The following is a 19492-nucleotide window of genomic DNA, read 5'->3' on the forward strand; positions in this document are numbered from 1 at the left end:
TCTCGGCAAGCTCGATCAGCCGATGCGGCCGTACGCGATGATGGCTTGATGCGACGCATCATCATCCTTGGTTCGACGGGCTCGATCGGCACGCAGGCGCTCGACGTCATCGCGGCGAACCCCGACCGCTTCCGAGTGGTCGGGCTCACCGCAGGCAGCAATCGCGACCTGGTCGCGGAGCAGGCCGAGCGATTCGGGGTCACCGAGACCGCTTTCGGGGCGGATGACGCGGCCACACTCGTGCGGAACGTCGAAGCCGACGTCGTGCTGAACGGCATCACCGGCTCGGTCGGGCTTGCCCCGACACTGGCCGCGTTGGAAACCGAAGCGGTGCTGGCGCTCGCCAACAAGGAGAGTCTGATCGTCGGCGGCGACCTGGTGAAACAGGCGGCGCGCCCGGGGCAGATCGTGCCGGTCGACTCCGAACATTCGGCGCTTGCGCAGGCGCTGCGCTCGGGGACGGCTGCCGAGGTCCGCAGACTGGTGCTCACGGCATCCGGTGGCCCGTTCCGCGGACGCAGCCGCGACTCGCTCAAGGACGTCACGCCGCAGCAGGCGCTCGCGCATCCGACCTGGGACATGGGCCTCGTGATCACCACCAACTCGTCGACCCTGGTGAACAAGGGCCTCGAGGTGATTGAGGCGCACCTGCTGTTCGATGTGCCATACGAGCGGATCGAGGTGACCGTTCACCCGCAGTCGATCGTGCACTCGATGGTCGAGTTCGTCGACGGGTCGACGATCGCGCAATGCTCGCCGCCGAACATGCGACTGCCGATCTCGCTCGGGCTGGACTGGCCGAACCGGGTGCCGGGCGTCGGCGCGCCGCTGGACTGGACCACGGCCAGCCAGTGGACGTTCGAACCGCTGGATGGCGAGGCGTTTCCCGCGGTTGACCTGGCCAAGCAGGTGGGTAGTGCGGGAGGCACCTTCCCCGCGGTGTTCAATGCCGCGAATGAGCAGGCCGTGATGGCGTTCCACGCCGGGGCGATTGGCTATCTCGACATCCTCGACACCGTGCAGGAAGTCATCGACCGGCACCAGCCGGGGGAGTTGAGCCTCGACGGCGTGCTCGCCGCCGAACGGTGGGCGCGGGCGGAAGCCGACCAGCTGATCGCCTCGCGCTAGCGAAACGGTCCTCCGCCAGCGAAAGAACAGCCGCGCGGGGCCGAAAGGCTAGTGCCTGCGGAGTGAGACGTCAGTCGTCGTCGTCGTCCTCGTCCTTGTCCTTGTTCTTGTTGTTGCCCTTTTCGTCGCCGTTGTTGCCGTTATTGCCGTTGTTCTCGTCATTGCCGTTGTTGCCGGCGTTCTCGTCGTTGCCGTTGTTCTCTGGTGCAGGCGCGGGGGCGGGCTCAGGCGGTGGCGGCGGCTGCCTCGCGGCGATCTCGGCGGCCAGGTCGGCGCGCACCAGGTCGATCGCCGAGAGGATGCTCTGGTGACGCTCGGGCGTGATCAGGTGACGGGCAAGGGAATCGTTCGCCAGCACGACGAGTTCGTCGAGCCGCATGACGGCGGTCTCGAATTCACCGGCAGCGGATGCCTCGCTGACCGTCAGCACCTGCTGTTGCAGTTCGGCCGCGGCGTCTTCCGAATAGGCCGGCTGCCCGCTGGCGCAACCGCCGAGTACGAGTACGCCGGCGATGGCCAGCGGCGCGATCAGGTGTCTCACGGTTCCACCGTCCTTTGAAGCTGTTCGAGGTGGGTGCCAAGGTTGCCCTCCACCGCGGGGTACTGCACCGGATCGGGTCCGGCATCCGCGGCCGGCGCGCCGAGGTTGATCGCAATCCCGGCCACCACCAGGATCAGCGCGATCGCGGCGGCGATCACCATTCCAGAGGGCCAACCGGAGCGCCATCCGGCACGCGCCGGGGGGACCGGGGTCGCCGTGGACGGGTCGCTGACGGACTGCTCGGCGTTCACCGGGGCGGTGTCAGCTGGCTCCGTGTTCTGGTCCGTCGCCACCGGGTGCTGAACGGTCGGAGCCGTCACCGGTGGCATCGCGAGCGTCCTCGCGAGTTCCTCGTCCACGAGCGGGGCGGCGGCCAGCTCCCGGAGCATGAACGCAACCTCGGCAGCGGTCGGCCGTAACGCCGGCTGCCGGGTGGTCATCGCGGTCAACAAGGTCATCCAACCGGATCCGAGTTCGTCCGGGACGACCGGGTCGCGGGTGACTCGGGCGGCTGCGGACTCGAGGCCGCTGCCGGGGAACGCCTGCGCACCGGTGAGACATTCCAGCAGCACCAGCCCGAGTGAGTAGACGTCGGTCGCGGGGGAGAGCGGCTCGCCGAGCGCCTGCTCCGGGCTCAGGTAATTGGCGGTGCCGATCACCGAGCCGGTCGACGTCAGTTTCGAACCGTCCACAATCTTCGCGATTCCGAAGTCGGCGAGTTTGGCGCGCGGGCCGGTCGTCGCCGCCCATTGGTCGAGGATCAGGATGTTCGCCGGCTTCACGTCACGGTGAATGATGTTCTGGCCATGCACGTACGCGAGGGCGTCGGCGACGTCGGCTCCGAGCAGTGCGACCGCCTCGGCATCCATCCGAGGTCCGCCCGCCAGCCGGTGGCGCAAGTCCTGGCCGACCACACGTTCCATCACGAGCACGATGCGGTCGCCCTCGGAGACGGCGTCGAACACGGTGACCAGGCACGGGTGGCTGAGTCCGGCGAGCAGCCGGATCTCGTCGGTCTGCCGCTGTACGTCGGCGGCCTCGGCGACATCGGTGTGGAACACCTTGAGTGCCACTGTGCGGCCGAGGAACTCGTCGTCAGCCTCATAGACGGACGCCATTCCGCCGCGTCCGATGACGTCAGTGACCGTGTATCGATCGGCGAAATGCGCCCCGATTTCGGGTTCGGTTTCTTGCGCAGTCACACAGCCAGTCTCCCGTATTCTTTGCTGCGTGGACACCGTGCTGCTCTATATCGTGGGCATCCTGATCTTTGTGGTCGGGCTCGCGCTCTCGATCGGGCTGCACGAGATCGGCCACCTGGTGCCCGCGAAACTGTTCGGCGTCAAGGTCGGCCAGTACATGATCGGCTTCGGCCGGACGCTCTGGTCCAGGAAGCGTGGCGAGACCGAGTACGGCATCAAGGCCATCCCGCTCGGCGGCTACATCTCGATGGCAGGCATGTACCCGCCGCAGAAGCCCGGCGGCAAGCCGCGGACCGCGAGCACTGGTTTCTTCGACACCATGGTGCAGGATGCTCGCACCGCCTCGGCCGAAACGATCACCGAGGGTGACGAGCACCGGACGTTCTACAAACTGCCGATCTGGCAGCGCATCATCATCATGCTCGGCGGGCCGTTCATGAACCTGCTGATCGCGGTGGTGCTGTACAGCGTGCTGTTCATGGGGTTCGGCATCAACCAGCCCTCGACCACGCTGGGCAACATCTCCGAGTGTGTGCTGCCCGCCGGTTCCACGGCCACCTCCTGCTCAGCCGACGACCCGGCCGCACCGGGGGCAGAGGCGGGCCTTGAACCGGGTGACAAGCTCATCGCGATCGACGAGGTCCCGGTGGAGAACTGGGCGCAGGCCAGCGGCATCATCCGCGACAACCCCAGCCGCACGATCAGCTTCGTCGTCGAACGCGACGGGCAGACGATCACGCTGCCGGTCACCCCACTGCTCACCGAACGGCAGGTCTTCGATGACCGGAACCAGCCGGTCACGGATGCCTCGGGCGACCCGGTCACCCGGGAGGTCGGCTTCGTCGGCATCGGCCCCGCCTATGAAACCGTGCAGCAGCCGCCGAGTGCCGTGCTGCCAGCGGTCGGCGACAACATCGTCCAGGTCGGCAACATCATCCTGAACCTTCCGCAGCGCCTGATCGACATCGCGGCGGCAGCGTTCGGCCCCGAGGAGCGCGACCCGAACGGCCCGATGAGCGTCGTCGGCGTTGGCCGGCTCACCGGTGAGATCGCGTCCATCGACGCACCGATTGCGGACCGCGCCGCCTCCATCGTCGGAGTCATGGCGTCGCTGAACGTCGCCCTGTTCGTGTTCAACCTGATCCCACTCATGCCGTTGGACGGCGGCCACGTGCTCGGCGCCCTCTGGGAAGGCATCCGGCGCGCCTTCGCGAAGCTGTTCCGGCGGCCGGATCCGGGTCCGATCGACACCGCGAAGCTCGTACCGATCACGCTTGCGGTTGCAGTGATTCTCGGCGGCATGAGCGCGCTGCTCATCTACGCCGACATCGTGAAGCCGATCTCAATCCTGTAACCCCCCCCGGTGATTGAGGAGCGCGCGACGGAGTCGCACGCGTCTCGAAACCCGGGCCACGAGGGACTAGTTCCGACGGGCTCCTCGGATGGTCCGCTCCTCAACTCAAACAATGGCCGGTTCAGACGGCCGAAAAGCGTGGCCGTCTGAACCGGCCATAACTCGCACCCCGCGAACCATCCGACCGCCGCGGTCATCCCACGAGACATCCGATCCGCCGAACCCATGGCGCGATCCATCTGATCCGCCGGAGTCTTTCGCGAGATATTCGATCGGCCGCAGTCATCTCGCGAACCACTCGATCCGGTGAAGCCCATCCGAGACATCCATCTGGCTTGACTCGCCAAGAAGTGCCCATGTTCCGGCCAGGGATGGGCAACTTCTGGCGAGTTTTTTCGCGGGGCCACGGGTGCGAACTGCCGACTCGCCAGAAAATGCCCATCGCCACGCGAGGGATGGGCCGTTTTTGGCAAGTCGAATCATTGCGTGCTGACGCGTTTTGGTCGACTCGCCAGAAGATGCCCATCCGCATGGGCAACATGGGCACTTTTTGGCGAGTCGATGGTGCGGGTCCGGGTGAGAAGGCGTGCAAGGCATATGCCGCGGGCCCACGGCGCCGCGGCGGAGTCGACGGTGGGTCTGTCGACCGACGTGGGGACGGGCGACGGGTGCGGATGGTTCGCGGGGTGTCGAGTTATGAGCGGAACCGATGGCCACGCTTTTCGGCCGTCGGTTCCGCTCATTGTTTGAGCTGAGGAGCGGACCATCCGCTCCCGGCGCACTCAGGCCCGCAGGACTACCGGGAAAGTCCCTCGCGTGGAGCAGGGTTTCGATACGCGGCGCTCGCTTCGCTCGCGGCGCTACTCAACCAGCGGAAAGATGGCGCTACTCAACCGCCGCTCAGGACTACTCCACGTAGAGGAGGAGCGCGTCGCCCTGACCCCCACCGCCGCAGAGCGAGACCGCGGCCTTGCCGCTGCCGCGCCGGGCGAGTTCGTGGGCGGCGTGTGCGACCAGACGGGCTCCGGATGCACCGATCGGGTGGCCGATCGCGATCGCCCCGCCGTGGATGTTCACGACGTCGCTCGACAGGCCCAGGTCGCGGGTGGACTGCAGCGACACCGCAGCGAACGCCTCGTTGATCTCGACGAAGTCGAGGTCGGATGCCTGCCAGCCGGCCTTCTTCAGCGCGGTGTTGATTGCCCGCGACGGCTGCGAGTGCAGCGAGTTGTCCGGCCCGGCGGTCTGCCCCGAGGTGCCGATCACGGCGAGCCAGCTCAGGCCGTTCGCCTCCGCGTACTCACGGCTGGCAACCACGAGGGCTCCGGCGCCGTCACTGAGCGGAGAAGAGTTTCCTGCCGTGATGGTGCCGTCATCGGCGAACGCCGGACGCAGCCCGCCCAGGGTCTCGACCGTGCTCTCGGGGCGAACGCCCTCGTCGGCGGTGAGCGTCACGGTGCCCTTGCGGCCCTTGATCTCGACCGGCACGATCTCCTTGTCGAAGACTCCGGCGGACTGCGCAGCCGCCGCACGCTGGTGCGACCAGGCGGCGATCTCGTCCTGCTCCTCACGGCTCAGGCCGAGCTTTCCCACGTGCTGCTCGGTGGAGGCTCCCATCGAAATGCCGTCGTAGGCATCCGTCAGTCCATCGTGTGCGGCGTGGTCGAGGGCCGAAATGGTGCCGTACGCCCAGCCGAGCCGGGAGCCCTGCAGCAGGTGCGGCGCATTGGTCATCGACTCCTGGCCACCGGCCACGACGACGTTCGCCTCACCGGCGCGGATCAGCCGAGCCGCGTCGATCACCGCGGACAGGCCGGACAGGCACACCCGGTTCGTGGTGGTCGAGGGGATGTCCCAGCCGAGACCCGCCTTGACCGCAGCCTGACGGGAAGGGTTCTGGCCGGCGCCCGCCTGCAGCACCTGGCCCATGATCACGGCGTCGACCGCTTCGGGGGCGACACCCGAGCGTTCTACTGCGGCGCGGATCGCGATTGCGCCGAGCTCGACGGCCGACAGCGGTGCGAGCTGCCCGCGGACCTTGCCGAGCGGCGTGCGAACAGCCGAGAGAATGACAACATCAGTGGACATGGGCGGTGGCTCCTTTGCCTCGGTTGCGGGCCCGTCATGTTGACAGTACAACGCCGCGGTGCATATCTTTACTGAAACCTGAATCAACTGTCAGGTTAGCACCACAGACATTCTTACAATCCTCCTACGACAGCAGGAAAGGCAATCACCATGCGGGCTACAAAGAAGTACCTGGTGCCGGCGCTCATCGCGACCGTCGGCCTCGCCCTGGCCGGATGTGCTCCGACCACGGCGACCGAGGACCCCGGCACCGGCGAAGACCTCGCCCCCGTGGCGGTTTCCGTCATCACCTCGCAGACCGGACCGCTCGCCGCATACGGCGAGGCGTACATCGCCGCATTCGAGGCCGGCATCGACTATGCCACGGACGGCACCGGCGAGGCCGGCGGCCGTGAGATCGACATCGACTTCGTCGATGACGCCGGCGACGCCGACACCGCAGTGGGTCTCGCCCGCGACGCCATCGGCAACGGTGTGAAGATCCTTGCCGGTACCGCCTCGTCGGGCATCGCCCTGGCGCTCGCCGAGCAGGCAGCGCAGAACCAGGTGCTCTACATCTCCGGCCCGGCCGCGGCCGACGCCGTCACCGGCGTCAACGAGTACACCTTCCGTTCCGGACGCCAGACCTATCAGGATGTCGCGACCGCCGGTACCTTCATCGGCGACCCGGCAGGCAAGAAGGTTGTCGTCTTCGCGCAGAACAACGCGTTCGGCCAGGGCAACGGCGCCGGTGTGAGCGCCGTGCTCGGAGCCAAGGGCGCCGAGGTCGTGCCGATCCTGGTCCCCGAGGACGCCACCGAGTTCACCCCGTTCGCGCAGCAGATCGCCGACGCCGCCCCGGACCTCGTCTTCGTGGCCTGGGCAGGAGCAACCTCGGGCGCGATGTGGCAGGCGCTCGACCAGCAGGGCATCTTTGACGTTGCCCCGGTCGTCACCGGCCTCGGCGACGTCGCCACCTATGGCGCCTACGCCGCAGCCGGCGAGAAGATCAGCTTCCTGAACCACTACCACGGCGGTGCCGCCGACAACGAGGTTGAGGCCGCGATGATCGAGCACCTCGAGGCCAATGGCCACAAGGCCGACCTGTTCTCGCCCGATGGCTTCAACGCCGCACTGATGATCGTGCAGGCGATCGAAGAGGGCGGCGGAGACGACGTCGACAAGATGATCGAGTCGCTCGAGGGCTGGAGCTTCGAAGGCCCGAAGGGCACCATGACCATCCGTGCCGAGGACCACGCCATGCTGCAGAACATGTACCAGGCGCGTCTCACCCAGAACGGTGGCGAATGGGTCCCCGAGCTGATCGAGGTCATCGACGCCGACGACGTCGCGCCGCCGGTCGCCGCAGCCAAGTAAGGAACCGAACCAGATGACCCACCAGCCCGTGCTCGCCGTCGAGCACCTCGGCCTGCAGATCGGTGGCGCACGCATCATCGATGACGTGTCGCTCGAGATCCCCGCAGGCGAGATGCTCGGCGTGATCGGCCCCAATGGGGCAGGCAAGACGACCCTGTTCAACCTCATCTCCGGAGTGCTGACCCCCACCGAGGGATCGGTGCTCCTTGAGGGCAGGAACGTCACCGCCGACCCGATCCATCGGCGGGCACGGGCTGGACTCGGTCGAACCTTCCAGACTTCCAGCCTGTTCACGGCGCTCACCGCGTTCGAGAACGTGCGCCTCGCCGCGCAAGCAGCGGCATCCGGAGCGATTTCGTTGCTCCAGTTCCCGCGACCGACCGACGATTCCAGCCGCATCGCTCGCGAGCGCCTCGATGAGGTGGGGCTGTCTCATCACGCAGAGACCGCCGCCGGCGTGCTGTCCCACGGTGACAAGCGCAAGCTCGAGATCGCCATGCTGCTCGCAGTGGAACCCCGCGTCATCCTGCTTGATGAGCCGATGGCGGGCGTCGGGTCTGCGGATGTCCCGGGCCTCAGCGAGGTGATCAGGCAGGTGCACAATTCAGGTCGCACGGTGCTGATGGTCGAACACCACATGGATGTCGTGCTGGGGCTCGTCGACCGGGTCGCCGTCATGCACCACGGGCAGTTGCTCGCGGTGGACACGCCGGCCGCAGTGATGGCCAACCCCACCGTCCAGAGCGCCTACCTCGGGGAGACCGTATGACCGAGATCATCCTGCGCGTGGACGCGCTGAACGCCCGCGTCGCCGGGCAACAGGTCGTCGAGAGCGTCGGCTTCGAGGTGCCGGCCACCGGCGTCACCGCGCTGCTCGGCCGGAACGGCGTCGGCAAGACGTCGACGATCAAGGCCATCCTCGGACTGATCGAGCGCCGCGGCACTGTCGAGTTCGCCGGAGTCCGCATCGACAACCTGCCAACCCACAAGATCGTGCAGCGCGGGATCGGCTACGTGCCCGAGGACCGTGAGGTATTCGGAAAGCTCACTGTCGCCGAGAACCTGCGACTGGCCGAGCGGGATGCCACCCCGAACCGTGCCATGGTCGAAGAGCTCTTCCCCGACCTCACTGCCCGCGCCGGTCAGCAGGCCGGGACCCTGTCCGGTGGACAGCAGCAGATGGTGTCGCTCGCACGCGCGCTGCTCAACAAGAACCGCCTGCTGCTGGTTGATGAGCCGACGAAGGGCCTCGCGCCCAAGATCGTGCTGGAAGTCGGCGCCGCGCTACAGCGTGCCGCCGCAACCGTGCCGATCCTGCTCGTCGAACAGAACCTGCAGGTCGTCCGCCAACTCGCGGACACCGTCGTCGTGCTCGAGGGCGGGCGTGTGGTGCACACCGGCTCCGCACAGGAGCTGCTCGATGACGATGCCCTGACCACTCGTCTGCTCGGCGTCCACGGCGCCAGCGAAGACGACCTCGCTACCAAGGAGACCGGCCTGTGAGCACCGTCGTCCTGCTGCTGATCACCGGGCTCGGCCTCGGCGCACTGTACTTCCTCGTCGCCAGCGGACTCTCGCTGATCTATGGGCTGATGGGCGTGCTGAACTTCGCCCACGGGTCCTTCCTCACCCTGGGCGCCTTCGCCGGCTTCGAGATCGCCCGGCGGATGGAGACCAACAGTTGGGGCACCTTCGCCCTCTCGGTCCTGGTCGGCGCCGTCGTCGGCGCGTTGATCGCCGCGGCCACTGAGCTGCTGCTGATCCGACGGCTGTATCTGCGGCATATCGAACAAGTGCTCGTCACCGTCGGGCTGGGCCTTGCCACGGTTGCCTTGTTCGAGGGGATCTGGGGCGTCGACCCGATCGTCATCGGCGGACCGGCCTGGTTCGAGCAGACCACCCAGGTGCTGGGTGCCAACATCCCGAACGACCGCTTCGTGCTGATCGCCGCCGCGGTGCTCGTGTTGCTGGCGATCGTGCTCTTCCTGAAGTTCACCCGATACGGGCTGGTCATCCGCGCCGGTGTCGAGAACCGGTCCATGGTCACCGCGCTCGGCATCGACGTGCGACGAGCGTTCACCCTGGTCTTCGCGATCGGCGGCGCCGCCGCGGGCATCGGAGGAGTGCTCGCCTCGCACTACTTCGGCTACGTGTCACCACACATCGGCATCTCACTGCTGATCTTCGCCTTCATCGTCACAGTGATCGGCGGGCTGGGCTCGCTCGCCGGTGCGGCGATCGCATCGGTCGTGGTCGCGGTGCTGCAGCAGTTCGCCAACTTCTACTGGAACAGCGGCGACCTGGTCGTGGTGCTGCTGCTGGCGGCGGTGCTGCTGGTTCGCCCGGCCGGACTTCTCGGGAGCAAGGCATGACGTTGACAGACACCCGCCCCAGCACACTGAGGCGCCTGCAGCCGTGGATCATCGGCGTCGGCCTCGTCGTCGTGTTCGCGATCCTGCCGCTGCTGAACATCTCCATTCCTGGCGTGCTGCCCGGCCCGACTTACACGCCGGGGACTCTGCAGCTGCTCGCGCTGGCGATGATCTTCTCGTCGCTCGCGCTCAGCTATCACGTGATCTTCGGCGTCGCCGGACTGCTCTCGTTCGGCCACGCGCTGTACTTCGCGATCGGCGCCTACGGCCTCGGCTTGGTGATGCGCCACACCGACCTGCCGTTACTGGCCGGCATGGGACTCGTGTTGGTGGCCACCCTGGTCATCGCCTACCTGCTCGGAGCGCTCAGCTTGCGCGTCTCGGGCATCGCGTTCGCCATGGTCACCCTCGCCTTCGCGCAGGCCGGCTCGGTGTGGGTCCGCCGCACCCCGGAGGTCACCGGCGGTGAGGAAGGCCTGTCACTGGCAACCGAGAATGTTCCCGATTTCCTGATCGGTGTGTTGAACACCCGCAACATGTACTGGATCGCGCTCGCGCTGGTGGTTGTCGTGTTCCTGTTCGTCACCTGGTTCGAACACTCGAGGGCCGGCCGCGTTGCCGTCGCCGTGCGCGAGAACGAACTGCGGGTGAGCGTGCTCGGGCTGAAGCCCTTCTCGGTGAAACACATCGCCGTGGTGCTCGCCTCGACCCTGGCCGCGGTGGTCGGCATGGTGTACCTGCTGCTGCAGAGCGGCGCGAACCCAGGCAACGCCTCGACGGACTTCACGCTGACGATCCTCGTCATCGTCGTCCTCGGCGGGGTCGGCTCGCGGTGGGGTGCGGTCGTCGGCGGCATCGTTTACACACTGCTGGATCAGCGGCTGACCGCGCTCGCGTCATCCGATGCCATCGACGCGCTGCCCGACGTGCTGCGCATTCCGCTCTCGGAACCGCTGTTCATCCTCGGCACCCTGTTTATTCTTGTGGTGCTCTTCCTCCCCGGAGGATTGGCCGGGATCGCCCGAAGGTTCCGGCGCACCAGCCGTCCGACGCGGGTCGGCCTGGAGAGCAGGGACGAGGCGGCATTGTGACCGAGACCAACGGCCTGCACACGCTGGGACGATGGACGACCGATCGCGCGGTGGCCACCCCGGCGCGCGTCGCGGTCGACGACCGCGGCGTCGGGCTCAGCTACCGCGAGCTCGACGACCGCGCCGAACACCTGGCCGGTGCCCTGCTCGACGCGGGCTACGGCGTCGGCGACCGGATCGCGACCGTGACGGGCAACAGCGCCGACCAGGTCGTGCTCTTCTTCGCCTGCGCGAAGGCAGGCCTCGTGCTGGTGCCGCTGTCGTGGCGGCTGTCGCCCAGGGAGCTCGCCGAGCAGCTGGAGCACGCTGACCCGGCGCTGCTGCTGATCGAGGAGGAGTTCCTGTCGGTCGCCGACGCGGGCAGGAAGCGGCTCGCGCATCCGATTCCGGTGACCGGCCTCGGCACGCACGGCGTCGAACGCCGCGTTCCGGCTCCGCGGCGCCGCACCAACGAGGTGGTCGAACGCCGTGCCGTCCGCGACGACGACCCGCTGCTCATGATGTTCACCTCGGGCACGGTCGGCAAGCAGAAGGCCGCCCTGCTCACGCACGCGAACTGCTTCTGGACCAACCTGGCCTTCTCGCGGACGGTGGATGTCACGAGCACCGACGTCGTTCTCACAGTGTTGCCCCTCTACCACGTCGGCGGCTGGAACATCCAGACCCTGCTGGCCTGGTGGACGGGCGCCACGGTGGTGCTCGAGCGCACCTTCGAACCCGGCCGAGTGCTGCGGCTGATCCGCGAGCGCCGGATCACCACCATGATGGGCGTGCCCGCGAACTACCTGTTCCTTGCCGAGCACCCTGATTTCGCCGACGCCGACCTGTCGAGCCTTAGGCACGCCGTGGTCGGTGGGGCCCCGATGCCCGAACCGCTGCTGCGCACCTGGCACGCCCGCGGCGTGGCGCTCACCCAGGGTTACGGCCTCACCGAGGCATCGCCGAACGTGCTCTGCCTGCCCGATGAGGACGCCCGCACTAAGGTCGGCCTGGCCGGCAAGCCTTACCCGCATGTCGAGGTGGCGATCGCCGACCCGGTCACCGGTGAACTGCTCGACGGCCCGGCGACCGGTGAACTACTGGTGCGCGGCCCGAGTGTGTTCGCCGGCTACTTCCGCGACCCCGACTTGACCGCCTCGGTGCTCGCCGACGGTTGGCTGCACACTGGTGACCTGGTGCGCCGCGATGCCGAGGGCTACTTCCAGGTCGTCGACCGGATCAAGGACATCTTCATCTCGGGTGGCGAGAGCGTCGCGCCCACCGAGGTCGAGTCGGTGCTGTTCGGCCATCGGGCCGTCGCCGAGGCCGCCGTCGTCGGGGTGCCCGACGAGCGCTGGGGCGAGACCGGCGTCGCCTACGTGGTCATCCGCCCCGGCACCGTCACCGACGAACAGGACCTGGTCGAGTGGTGTTCCGGCCAGCTGGCCCGGTTCAAGGTTCCCCGGCACGTGCGTTTCGTCACCGAACTGCCGCGGTCATCGTCGGCGAAGGTGAAGCGCCGCACGCTGCTCGAGTGGTGGCAGGCCGAACGCCAGCAGACCGAACACCAGCAGGTCCAAGGCAAGCAGACGGAGGTCACCCGATGAGCCCCGCAGCCGCGCCACGCACCGCCCGCGGGTCGGCGACGCGCCAGAAGATCCTCGACGCCGCCGAGCAGGTGTTCGCCGAAGTCGGCTACACCGAGGCATCCATCGTCCGGATCACCGAGCAAGCCGGCGTCGGCCAGGGCACCTTCTACCTGTACTTCGACAGCAAGCTGCAGGTGTTCGAGGAACTCGTCGAGGACCTCAACCGCCGCGTCCGGCACGCGATGAGTGAGGCCGCGTCACAGGCGACCAACCGGCTCGAAGCCGAGCGACTGGGCTTCAAGGGGTTCTTCGAGTTCACCGCCAAGCATCCTGCGCTGTACCGGGTGGTGCGCGAGGCCGAGTTCGTCTCGCCGCGCGCCCTGCGCTCGCACTACACCAAGATCGTCGAAGGCTACATCGAGGGACTCTCGAAGGCGCACGACGCCGGCGAGATCACCGCGGACCCGACCGTGGCCGCCTGGATGCTGATGGGCATCGGCGAAATGATTGGCATGCGCTGGGTGCTCTGGGGCGCCCGGACCGAGACGGATGACGCCAGCACCAGCCTCACCGGAGACACCGAGCTCGTCCCGCAGCATGTCTTCGACGAGATGATGCGATTCATCCGGAGCGGACTGGGCGGCGCTCCGATCTCAGACCAGGAGGATTCATGACCACCGACCTCAGCGGGCGCAAGGCGCTCGTCACGGGAGCCGCGTCCGGCATCGGCGCCGCCACGGCGCGGGCCTTCGCTGCCGCCGGCGCGCACGTCGTCGTCGCCGACCTCAACGGTGACGCCGCGACGGCCGTCGCCGACGAGATCGGCGGCGAGGCATGGCAGGTGGACCTCAGCGACACCGCGGCGCTCGCCGACCTCTCGCTCGACGTTGACATCCTGGTCAACAACGCGGGCATCCAGCAGGTCAGCCCGATCGAGGACTTTGACCCGGCGAAGTTCCACCTGATCCTGACCCTCATGCTCGAGTCGCCGTTCCTGCTGGTGCGCGCGGCACTGCCGCACATGTATGAGCGCGGCTTCGGCCGGGTGATCAACCTCAGCTCGGTGCACGGCCTGCGGGCGAGCCCGTTCAAGTCCGCCTATGTCGCCGCGAAGCACGGGCTGGAAGGCTTGTCCAAGGTGACCGCGCTCGAGGGCGGCAGCCGGGGCGTGACCAGCAACTGCATCAACCCCGGCTATGTGCGCACGCCGCTGGTCGAGAAGCAGATCGCCGACCAGGCGCGCATCCACGGCATCCCGGAATCCGACGTGCTCGAAAAGGTGATGCTCACCGAAAGCGCGATCAAGCGGCTGGTCGAGCCGAGCGAGGTCGCCGATCTCGCCGTCTGGCTCGCCGGCGGAAGCGCGGGCATGGTCACCGGTGCTTCGTACACCATGGACGGCGGCTGGAGCTCACGATGACGAACTATCGAACCACTACTGTTCCGGTCCGGGGCGGCGACCTCACGGTCGGTGTCTGGGGTCCGGATGGCGCGCCCGCCGTTTTGGCGGTGCACGGCGTCACCGCGACGCACCGGGCCTGGGCGCTGGTCGCCGAGCAGGCGCCGGAGCTGCGGATCATCGCGCCCGACCTGCGTGGCCGTGGCCGCAGCAACGGCCTGCCCGGACCGTGGGGGATGCCGAACCACGCCGATGACATGGCTGCGGTGCTCGACGCGTTCGGCGTCGACCGCACGGTCGTGCTCGGACACTCGATGGGAGCGTTCGTGTCGGCGACCCTGGCCATGCGGCATCCGTCCCGGGTCGCCGAACTGGTGCTCGTCGACGGCGGACTCCCGATCCCGCTGCCCGAAGGCGTGACCGAAGCCGACCTGCCCGGAGCCCTGATCGGGCCGGCCGCCGCACGCCTGGCGATGCGGTTCGAGAGCCGTGAGGCCTACCGCGAATTCTGGAAGGCGCACCCCGCGTTCGCCTCGGACTGGAGTCCGATGATCGAGCAGTACTCCGACTACGACCTCGACGGAGCGGCCCCGGAACTGACCCCCTCGGCCGTGTACGAAGCGGTCGCCGCGGACTCCCTGCAGCTGAGCGGAGACGCCGACTACTCCGGCGGGCTCGCGAAGCTCGGCGTCCCGGTGCAGTTCGTGCGCGCCGCACGCGGCCTGCTCGACCAGGAAATTGCCCTCTACTCGCCCGAACTCGTGGCGCAGTGGGACGAGCGGATGCCGCAACTCACGACGCACGAGGCCGAGAATGTGAATCACTACACGGTCGTGATGGCCGAGCGTGGCGCAGCGCGCGTGCTTGGTATCGTGCGAGACGCCCTTGGTCGCATCGGCGCGGCCAGCCACACCACGGAGGTATCGGCATGATCAACAAGGAAGTCGCATCGGCAGCGGAGGCGGTTGCTGACATTTTCAGCGGGGCATCGATCGCGGTCGGCGGGTTCGGCCTGTCTGGCAACCCGATCGCCCTGATCGAGGCGCTGCTGGCGCAGGGCGCCGACCATCTCAACATCGTCAGCAACAACTGTGGTGTGGACGACTGGGGTCTCGGCGTGCTGCTGAACGCCCGGCGCATCCGCAAGATGACCTCCTCCTACGTCGGCGAGAACAAGGAGTTCGAACGCCAGTTCCTGTCCGGCGAACTCGAGGTCGAGCTCACCCCGCAGGGCACGCTGGCGGAGAAGCTGCGCGCCGGCGGATCCGGGATCGGGGCGTTCTTCACGCAGACCGGTGTCGGCACCCAGGTGGCCGAGGGTGGCCTGCCGCGCCGTTACGACGGCGCCGGAGGAGTGGCCGTGGCCTCGCCGGTGAAGGAGGTGCGCGAGTTCGACGTGAACGGCACCCCGCGGCAGTTCGTGCTGGAAGAGGCGATCACCACCGACTTCGCGCTCGTGCACGCGCTGCGCGGCGACCGGCACGGCAATCTGGTCTTCAACAAGGCCGCCCGGCAGTTCTCGCCGGTCGCGGCGATGGCCGGCCGGATCTGCATCGCCCAGGTCGAGGAACTCGTCGAACCCGGCGAGATCGACCCGGACCAGGTGCACCTGCCCGGCGTCTACGTCAGCCGCATCGTCCAGGTGGGGCATGACATCGAGAAGCGCATCGAGAAGCGCACCGTTCGCGAGGGAGCATAATCATGGCACTGTCCCGCACCGAGATGGCCGCCCGTGCGGCCCAGGAACTCACCGACGGCTCGTACGTCAACCTCGGCATCGGCCTGCCGACCCTGGTTCCGAACTACGTGCCCGATGACGTGACCGTCGTGCTGCAGTCGGAGAACGGCATCCTCGGCGTCGGCCCGTACCCGACCGAGGACGAGGTCGACCCGGACCTGATCAACGCAGGCAAGGAGACCGTCACGGTGCTGCCCGGCGCCGCGTTCTTCGACTCGGCGACCAGCTTCGGCATGATCCGCGGCGGCAAGATCGACGCCGCGATCCTCGGCGCCATGCAGGTGTCGGCATCCGGTGACCTGGCGAACTGGATGATCCCCGGCAAGATGGTCAAGGGCCCCGGCGGTGCGATGGACCTGGTGCACGGCGCCGAACGGGTGATCGTGCTGATGGAACACGTCGCCAAGGACGGCACCGCGAAGATCGTCAACGAGTGCTCGCTGCCGCTCACCGGCCGCGGAGTGGTCGACCGGATCATCACCGACCTTGCCGTGATCGATGTCACCGACGAAGGACTCGTGCTGCGCGAACTCGCCCCCGGCGTCGACGTGCAGACCGTGATCGACGCCACCGAACCGGCGCTGATCGTGCCGGCGGAGCTCGCCGCGGCATCCTGACCCCCCGTCACCCAGACGCTCCATCCCTGAGTTAGCCGAAATGCTAGTCACAGGGCCACCGCACTAGCATTTTCGGCTAACTCACGCATCTTTCAATGACGAAGGAGAGCTCCAATGGTGAAGACCCTGTTCGATGGCATCGCGAAGCGGACGGTGGCAACGCCGCGGTTGAGGGCCAATGTGCTCGAAAAGCCCGCCGCGGGCGACGCCGAAACCGTGGTGTTCATCCACGGCAACGTCTCCTCGTCGCTGTTCTTCCAGCCCACCATGCTGGCGCTGCCCGAGGACGTACGCGGAATCGCGATCGACTTGCGCGGGTTCGGCGACAGCGAGACGCTGCCGGTGGACGCGACGCGGGGACTGCGGGACTATTCGGATGACGTCGCCTCAGTGCTCACCGAACTGGGCATCCACCGGGCGCACTTCGTCGGCTGGAGCATGGGCGCTGGGGTCATGTTCCAGTACCTGCTCGACCACGGCCAGTCGGTCGAGACGCTCACCATCATCGCCCCGGTGTCGCCGTATGGCTTTGGCGGCTCGACCGGAGCCGACGGGCGCGTGCTCACCGCGGATGGCGCCGGCACCGGCGGCGGCGCGGTGAACCCTGACTTCATCGCCCGGCTCGAGGCGGGCGACACCTCCGAGGACGGGGCCACGTCGCCGCGCGTCGTCTATCGCGCCATGTACGTTAAGCACCCGGAGAACCTGCCCCATGAGGACATCTGGGTGGAGTCGATGCTGTCGACCAAGACCGGCCCGGGCAACTATCCCGGCACGTCGGTCCCCTCGGACAACTGGCCCGGTTTCGCGGCGGGGGACACCGGCATCCTGAACACCATGTCGCCGGTGCACTACAACGTGACCGAGATCGTGAATGTCGCGAAAAAGCCGCCGATCCTCTGGGTGCGCGGCGTCGATGACGCCATCGTGGGCGACCACTCGTTCTACGACATGAATGTGCTCGGCGAGGTCGGCGCCGTGCCCGGCTGGCCGGGCGAGGATGTCGCGCCGGCGCAGCCGATGATCCAGCAAACCCGGGCGGTGCTCGAGCAGTACCAGGCCAACGGTGGCACCTACCGCGAGCTGGCCCTTGAGGACTGCGGCCATTCGCCGTTCCTCGAGTACCCCGACCTCTTCAACCAAGCACTGCGCGAGCACATCGGCGTCTGATCGCGGGGCGCCTTCCGCTGGTCGAGCTTGCCGAGACCCGCTAAGCCGAGCCGCCCCCGCGACTCAGCCTCCGCAAGTCGTCAATCCGCCCATCAATGAGCGCGCGCCGCTTCGCCCTGGACCAGTTCTGCACCTGCTTCTCACGCGCGTAGGCGTCGTCGATGCGGTTGAACTCCTCCGCGTACGCGAGCTTCACCGGGAGTCGTCGTGCGGTGTACCCAGGTACTGACCCTGCCTGATGCTGTTCGAACCGCACGGAGAGATCCCATGTGCTGCCGACGTAATACGAACCGTCGGAGCACTCGAGGATGTACATGAAGGGCATAGGGCGACAATGGCGCGCAGTCGTGGGGGAGAGACGTGCTCGGTTGCGGAGGTGATTGGTTGGCCGGTGTGGAGGAGAGGGTCTCGGCAAGCTCGACCAGCGGGAGGGGGACACCAGCGGAGGGACGGTGAGGTCTCGGCAGGCTCGACCAGCGGATACTGAGGCGGGGTCTCGGCAGGCTCGACCAGCGGATAGCTCGACCAGCGCGATGGCTCGACCAGCGCGATGGCTCGACCAGCGGATGGCTCGACCAACGGAGAGGGCCAGCTCAGCGGAAGCCAGCGGGCGTTCATCTGGGCGGACGTAAGCTAGGGGTGTGCCAGCAGTCAATCTCGGTATGCCCAAGGTCCCCGAAGTCCTGAGTCCCCGTCGCAAGACGCGCCAGATCAAGGTGGGGAAGGTGCTGGTCGGCGGAGACGCCCCCGTCAGTGTGCAGTCGATGACCACGACGCCGACGACCAACATCAACGCGACCCTGCAGCAGATCGCCGAGCTCACCGCCTCGGGCTGCGACATCGTGCGCGTCGCGGTGCCCAGCCGGGATGACGCCGAGGCGCTGCCGATCATCGCCAAGAAGAGCCAGATCCCGGTGATCGCGGACATCCACTTCCAGCCGAACTACGTGTATGCGGCAATCGACGCGGGATGCGCCGCCGTTCGAGTGAACCCCGGAAACATCCGCAAATTCGACGACCAGGTCGGCGAGATCGCGAAGCGCGCCAAGGAAGCAGGAGTCAGCATCCGCATCGGCGTCAACGCCGGATCGCTCGACCCGCGGCTGCTGCAGAAATACGGCAAGGCCACCCCGGAAGCCCTCGTCGAGAGCGCCGTCTGGGAGGCGAGCCTGTTCGAGGAGCACGACTTCCACGACTTCAAGATCTCGGTCAAGCACAACGATCCGATCGTGATGGTGAAGGCCTACCGGCTGCTGTCCGAACGCGGCGACTGGCCACTGCACCTCGGAGTCACGGAGGCGGGCCCCGCCTTCCAGGGCACCATCAAGAGCGCCACAGCGTTCGGCATCCTGCTCTCCGAGGGCATCGGCGACACCATCCGCGTCTCCCTGTCCGCCCCGCCGGTCGAAGAGGTCAAGGTCGGCCTGCAGATCCTGCAGTCGCTGAACCTGCGCGAACGCAAGCTTGAGATCGTCTCCTGCCCGAGCTGCGGCCGGGCACAGGTCGACGTGTACACGCTCGCCGACGACGTCACCAAGGGCCTCGAGGGCATGACCGTTCCGCTGCGCGTCGCCGTCATGGGCTGCGTCGTGAACGGCCCCGGCGAGGCACGCGAGGCCGACCTCGGTGTCGCCTCCGGCAACGGCAAGGGCCAGATCTTCGTCAAGGGCGAGGTCATCAAAACCGTGCCGGAATCCGAGATCGTGCAGACCCTGATCGATGAAGCGAACCGGATCGCGTCCGAGATGCCCGCGAGTGACACCTCCACCGGAGACCCCGTCGTCACGGTCGGCCACTGAGCCCAGCCCGCGCGATCTGGTCGGTCTGGCCCCAGCCCACGCGATCCCGCTCAACGGCCCGCCTTCCGG

19 protein-coding genes are annotated in these 19492 nt (G+C 67.5%); 15 read left to right on the forward strand and 4 right to left on the reverse strand.

What is annotated here, in order from left to right; all coding sequences use genetic code 11:
- The first annotated feature begins 48 nt into the window (after nt 1–48).
- Nucleotides 49–1128: a 1-deoxy-D-xylulose-5-phosphate reductoisomerase gene (gene dxr / locus GO591_RS03795; RefSeq protein ID WP_157155591.1), complete on the forward strand. Its 1080-nt coding sequence runs from the start codon at nt 49–51 to the stop codon at nt 1126–1128.
- 70 nt (nt 1129–1198) lie between these two features.
- On the opposite strand, the gene GO591_RS03800 is transcribed toward dxr, so the two are convergent.
- Nucleotides 1199–1669 carry a hypothetical protein gene (locus tag GO591_RS03800; protein WP_157155592.1) on the reverse strand — a complete coding sequence of 157 codons (471 nt, stop codon included), beginning with the start codon at nt 1667–1669 and terminating at the stop codon, nt 1199–1201.
- A complete protein-coding gene (locus GO591_RS03805; RefSeq protein ID WP_232466260.1) occupies nt 1666–2871 on the reverse strand; it encodes a serine/threonine-protein kinase in 1206 nt (401 codons plus the stop codon). The genes GO591_RS03800 and GO591_RS03805 overlap by 4 nt, the downstream gene beginning before the upstream one ends.
- Nucleotides 2872–2899: 28 nt before the next feature.
- Between GO591_RS03805 and GO591_RS03810 the strand changes: the two genes are divergently transcribed.
- On the forward strand, nt 2900–4225 hold the full coding sequence (locus tag GO591_RS03810; protein WP_232466261.1) for a M50 family metallopeptidase: 1326 nt from the start codon (nt 2900–2902) through the stop codon (nt 4223–4225).
- A gap of 906 nt (nt 4226–5131) precedes the next feature.
- On the opposite strand, the gene GO591_RS03815 is transcribed toward GO591_RS03810, so the two are convergent.
- A complete protein-coding gene (locus GO591_RS03815; RefSeq protein WP_157155593.1) occupies nt 5132–6313 on the reverse strand; it encodes an acetyl-CoA C-acetyltransferase in 1182 nt (393 codons plus the stop codon).
- Between the two features lie 150 nt (nt 6314–6463).
- Here GO591_RS03815 and GO591_RS03820 point away from each other — a divergent pair, with 150 nt between their 5' ends.
- The 12 genes from GO591_RS03820 (at nt 6464) to GO591_RS03875 (ending at nt 17624) form a co-directional block, all read left to right on the forward strand.
- Complete coding sequence (locus GO591_RS03820; protein WP_157155594.1) at nt 6464–7669, forward strand: substrate-binding domain-containing protein; 1206 nt, start codon at nt 6464–6466, stop codon at nt 7667–7669.
- Between the two features lie 13 nt (nt 7670–7682).
- The gene (locus GO591_RS03825) at nt 7683–8438 is read left to right on the forward strand and encodes an ABC transporter ATP-binding protein (protein WP_157155595.1); all 756 of its coding nucleotides are present in this window, start codon (nt 7683–7685) and stop codon (nt 8436–8438) included.
- Nucleotides 8435–9172: an ABC transporter ATP-binding protein gene (locus GO591_RS03830; RefSeq protein ID WP_157155596.1), complete on the forward strand. Its 738-nt coding sequence runs from the start codon at nt 8435–8437 to the stop codon at nt 9170–9172. The genes GO591_RS03825 and GO591_RS03830 overlap by 4 nt, the downstream gene beginning before the upstream one ends.
- Entirely contained in the window at nt 9169–10041 is an 873-nt protein-coding gene (locus tag GO591_RS03835; protein WP_157155597.1) for a branched-chain amino acid ABC transporter permease, read from the forward strand. The genes GO591_RS03830 and GO591_RS03835 overlap by 4 nt, the downstream gene beginning before the upstream one ends.
- On the forward strand, nt 10038–11132 hold the full coding sequence (locus GO591_RS03840; protein ID WP_157155598.1) for a branched-chain amino acid ABC transporter permease: 1095 nt from the start codon (nt 10038–10040) through the stop codon (nt 11130–11132). The genes GO591_RS03835 and GO591_RS03840 overlap by 4 nt, the downstream gene beginning before the upstream one ends.
- The gene (locus GO591_RS03845; RefSeq protein WP_198295550.1) at nt 11129–12718 is read left to right on the forward strand and encodes a class I adenylate-forming enzyme family protein; all 1590 of its coding nucleotides are present in this window, start codon (nt 11129–11131) and stop codon (nt 12716–12718) included. The genes GO591_RS03840 and GO591_RS03845 overlap by 4 nt, the downstream gene beginning before the upstream one ends.
- Nucleotides 12715–13374: a TetR/AcrR family transcriptional regulator gene (locus GO591_RS03850; RefSeq protein ID WP_157155599.1), complete on the forward strand. Its 660-nt coding sequence runs from the start codon at nt 12715–12717 to the stop codon at nt 13372–13374. Before GO591_RS03845 ends, GO591_RS03850 begins: the two co-directional genes overlap by 4 nt.
- Entirely contained in the window at nt 13371–14120 is a 750-nt protein-coding gene (locus GO591_RS03855; protein WP_157155600.1) for a 3-hydroxybutyrate dehydrogenase, read from the forward strand. Before GO591_RS03850 ends, GO591_RS03855 begins: the two co-directional genes overlap by 4 nt.
- Nucleotides 14117–15031 (forward strand): alpha/beta fold hydrolase, encoded by a 915-nt coding sequence (locus GO591_RS03860; RefSeq protein ID WP_157155601.1) that lies wholly within the window; start codon nt 14117–14119, stop codon nt 15029–15031. Before GO591_RS03855 ends, GO591_RS03860 begins: the two co-directional genes overlap by 4 nt.
- Entirely contained in the window at nt 15028–15798 is a 771-nt protein-coding gene (locus GO591_RS03865) for a CoA transferase subunit A (RefSeq protein ID WP_157155602.1), read from the forward strand. Before GO591_RS03860 ends, GO591_RS03865 begins: the two co-directional genes overlap by 4 nt.
- Nucleotides 15799–15800: 2 nt before the next feature.
- On the forward strand, nt 15801–16454 hold the full coding sequence (locus GO591_RS03870; protein ID WP_198295551.1) for a CoA transferase subunit B: 654 nt from the start codon (nt 15801–15803) through the stop codon (nt 16452–16454).
- Nucleotides 16455–16568: 114 nt separating this feature from the next.
- A complete protein-coding gene (locus GO591_RS03875; protein ID WP_157155603.1) occupies nt 16569–17624 on the forward strand; it encodes an alpha/beta fold hydrolase in 1056 nt (351 codons plus the stop codon).
- Nucleotides 17625–17664: 40 nt separating this feature from the next.
- On the opposite strand, the gene GO591_RS03880 is transcribed toward GO591_RS03875, so the two are convergent.
- Complete coding sequence (locus GO591_RS03880; protein ID WP_157155604.1) at nt 17665–17949, reverse strand: GIY-YIG nuclease family protein; 285 nt, start codon at nt 17947–17949, stop codon at nt 17665–17667.
- A 316-nt stretch (nt 17950–18265) separates the two neighbouring features.
- On the opposite strand from GO591_RS03880, the gene ispG reads away from it, so the two are divergent.
- A complete protein-coding gene (gene ispG, locus GO591_RS03885) occupies nt 18266–19423 on the forward strand; it encodes a flavodoxin-dependent (E)-4-hydroxy-3-methylbut-2-enyl-diphosphate synthase (RefSeq protein WP_198295552.1) in 1158 nt (385 codons plus the stop codon).
- Nucleotides 19424–19492: the final 69 nt, after the last annotated feature.

Origin of the sequence: Diaminobutyricimonas sp. LJ205 (assembly GCF_009755725.1) — a bacterium.
Taxonomy (GTDB): Bacteria; Actinomycetota; Actinomycetes; order Actinomycetales; family Microbacteriaceae; genus Ruicaihuangia.

What these genes read in the sequence shown, in the direction of transcription:
- GO591_RS03840 (WP_157155598.1), top strand. Translation starts at nt 10,038, where the DNA reads ATGACGTTGACAGACACCCGCCCCAGCACACTGAGGCGCCTGCAGCCG.
- dxr (WP_157155591.1), top strand. Translation starts at nt 49, where the DNA reads ATGCGACGCATCATCATCCTTGGTTCGACGGGCTCGATCGGCACGCAG.
- GO591_RS03820 (WP_157155594.1), top strand. Translation starts at nt 6,464, where the DNA reads ATGCGGGCTACAAAGAAGTACCTGGTGCCGGCGCTCATCGCGACCGTC.
- GO591_RS03830 (WP_157155596.1), top strand. Translation starts at nt 8,435, where the DNA reads ATGACCGAGATCATCCTGCGCGTGGACGCGCTGAACGCCCGCGTCGCC.
- GO591_RS03870 (WP_198295551.1), top strand. Translation starts at nt 15,801, where the DNA reads ATGGCACTGTCCCGCACCGAGATGGCCGCCCGTGCGGCCCAGGAACTC.
- GO591_RS03855 (WP_157155600.1), top strand. Translation starts at nt 13,371, where the DNA reads ATGACCACCGACCTCAGCGGGCGCAAGGCGCTCGTCACGGGAGCCGCG.
- GO591_RS03865 (WP_157155602.1), top strand. Translation starts at nt 15,028, where the DNA reads ATGATCAACAAGGAAGTCGCATCGGCAGCGGAGGCGGTTGCTGACATT.
- GO591_RS03875 (WP_157155603.1), top strand. Translation starts at nt 16,569, where the DNA reads ATGGTGAAGACCCTGTTCGATGGCATCGCGAAGCGGACGGTGGCAACG.
- GO591_RS03815 (WP_157155593.1), bottom strand. Translation starts at nt 6,313, where the DNA reads ATGTCCACTGATGTTGTCATTCTCTCGGCTGTTCGCACGCCGCTCGGC.
- GO591_RS03825 (WP_157155595.1), top strand. Translation starts at nt 7,683, where the DNA reads ATGACCCACCAGCCCGTGCTCGCCGTCGAGCACCTCGGCCTGCAGATC.
- GO591_RS03850 (WP_157155599.1), top strand. Translation starts at nt 12,715, where the DNA reads ATGAGCCCCGCAGCCGCGCCACGCACCGCCCGCGGGTCGGCGACGCGC.
- GO591_RS03860 (WP_157155601.1), top strand. Translation starts at nt 14,117, where the DNA reads ATGACGAACTATCGAACCACTACTGTTCCGGTCCGGGGCGGCGACCTC.
- GO591_RS03880 (WP_157155604.1), bottom strand. Translation starts at nt 17,949, where the DNA reads ATGCCCTTCATGTACATCCTCGAGTGCTCCGACGGTTCGTATTACGTC.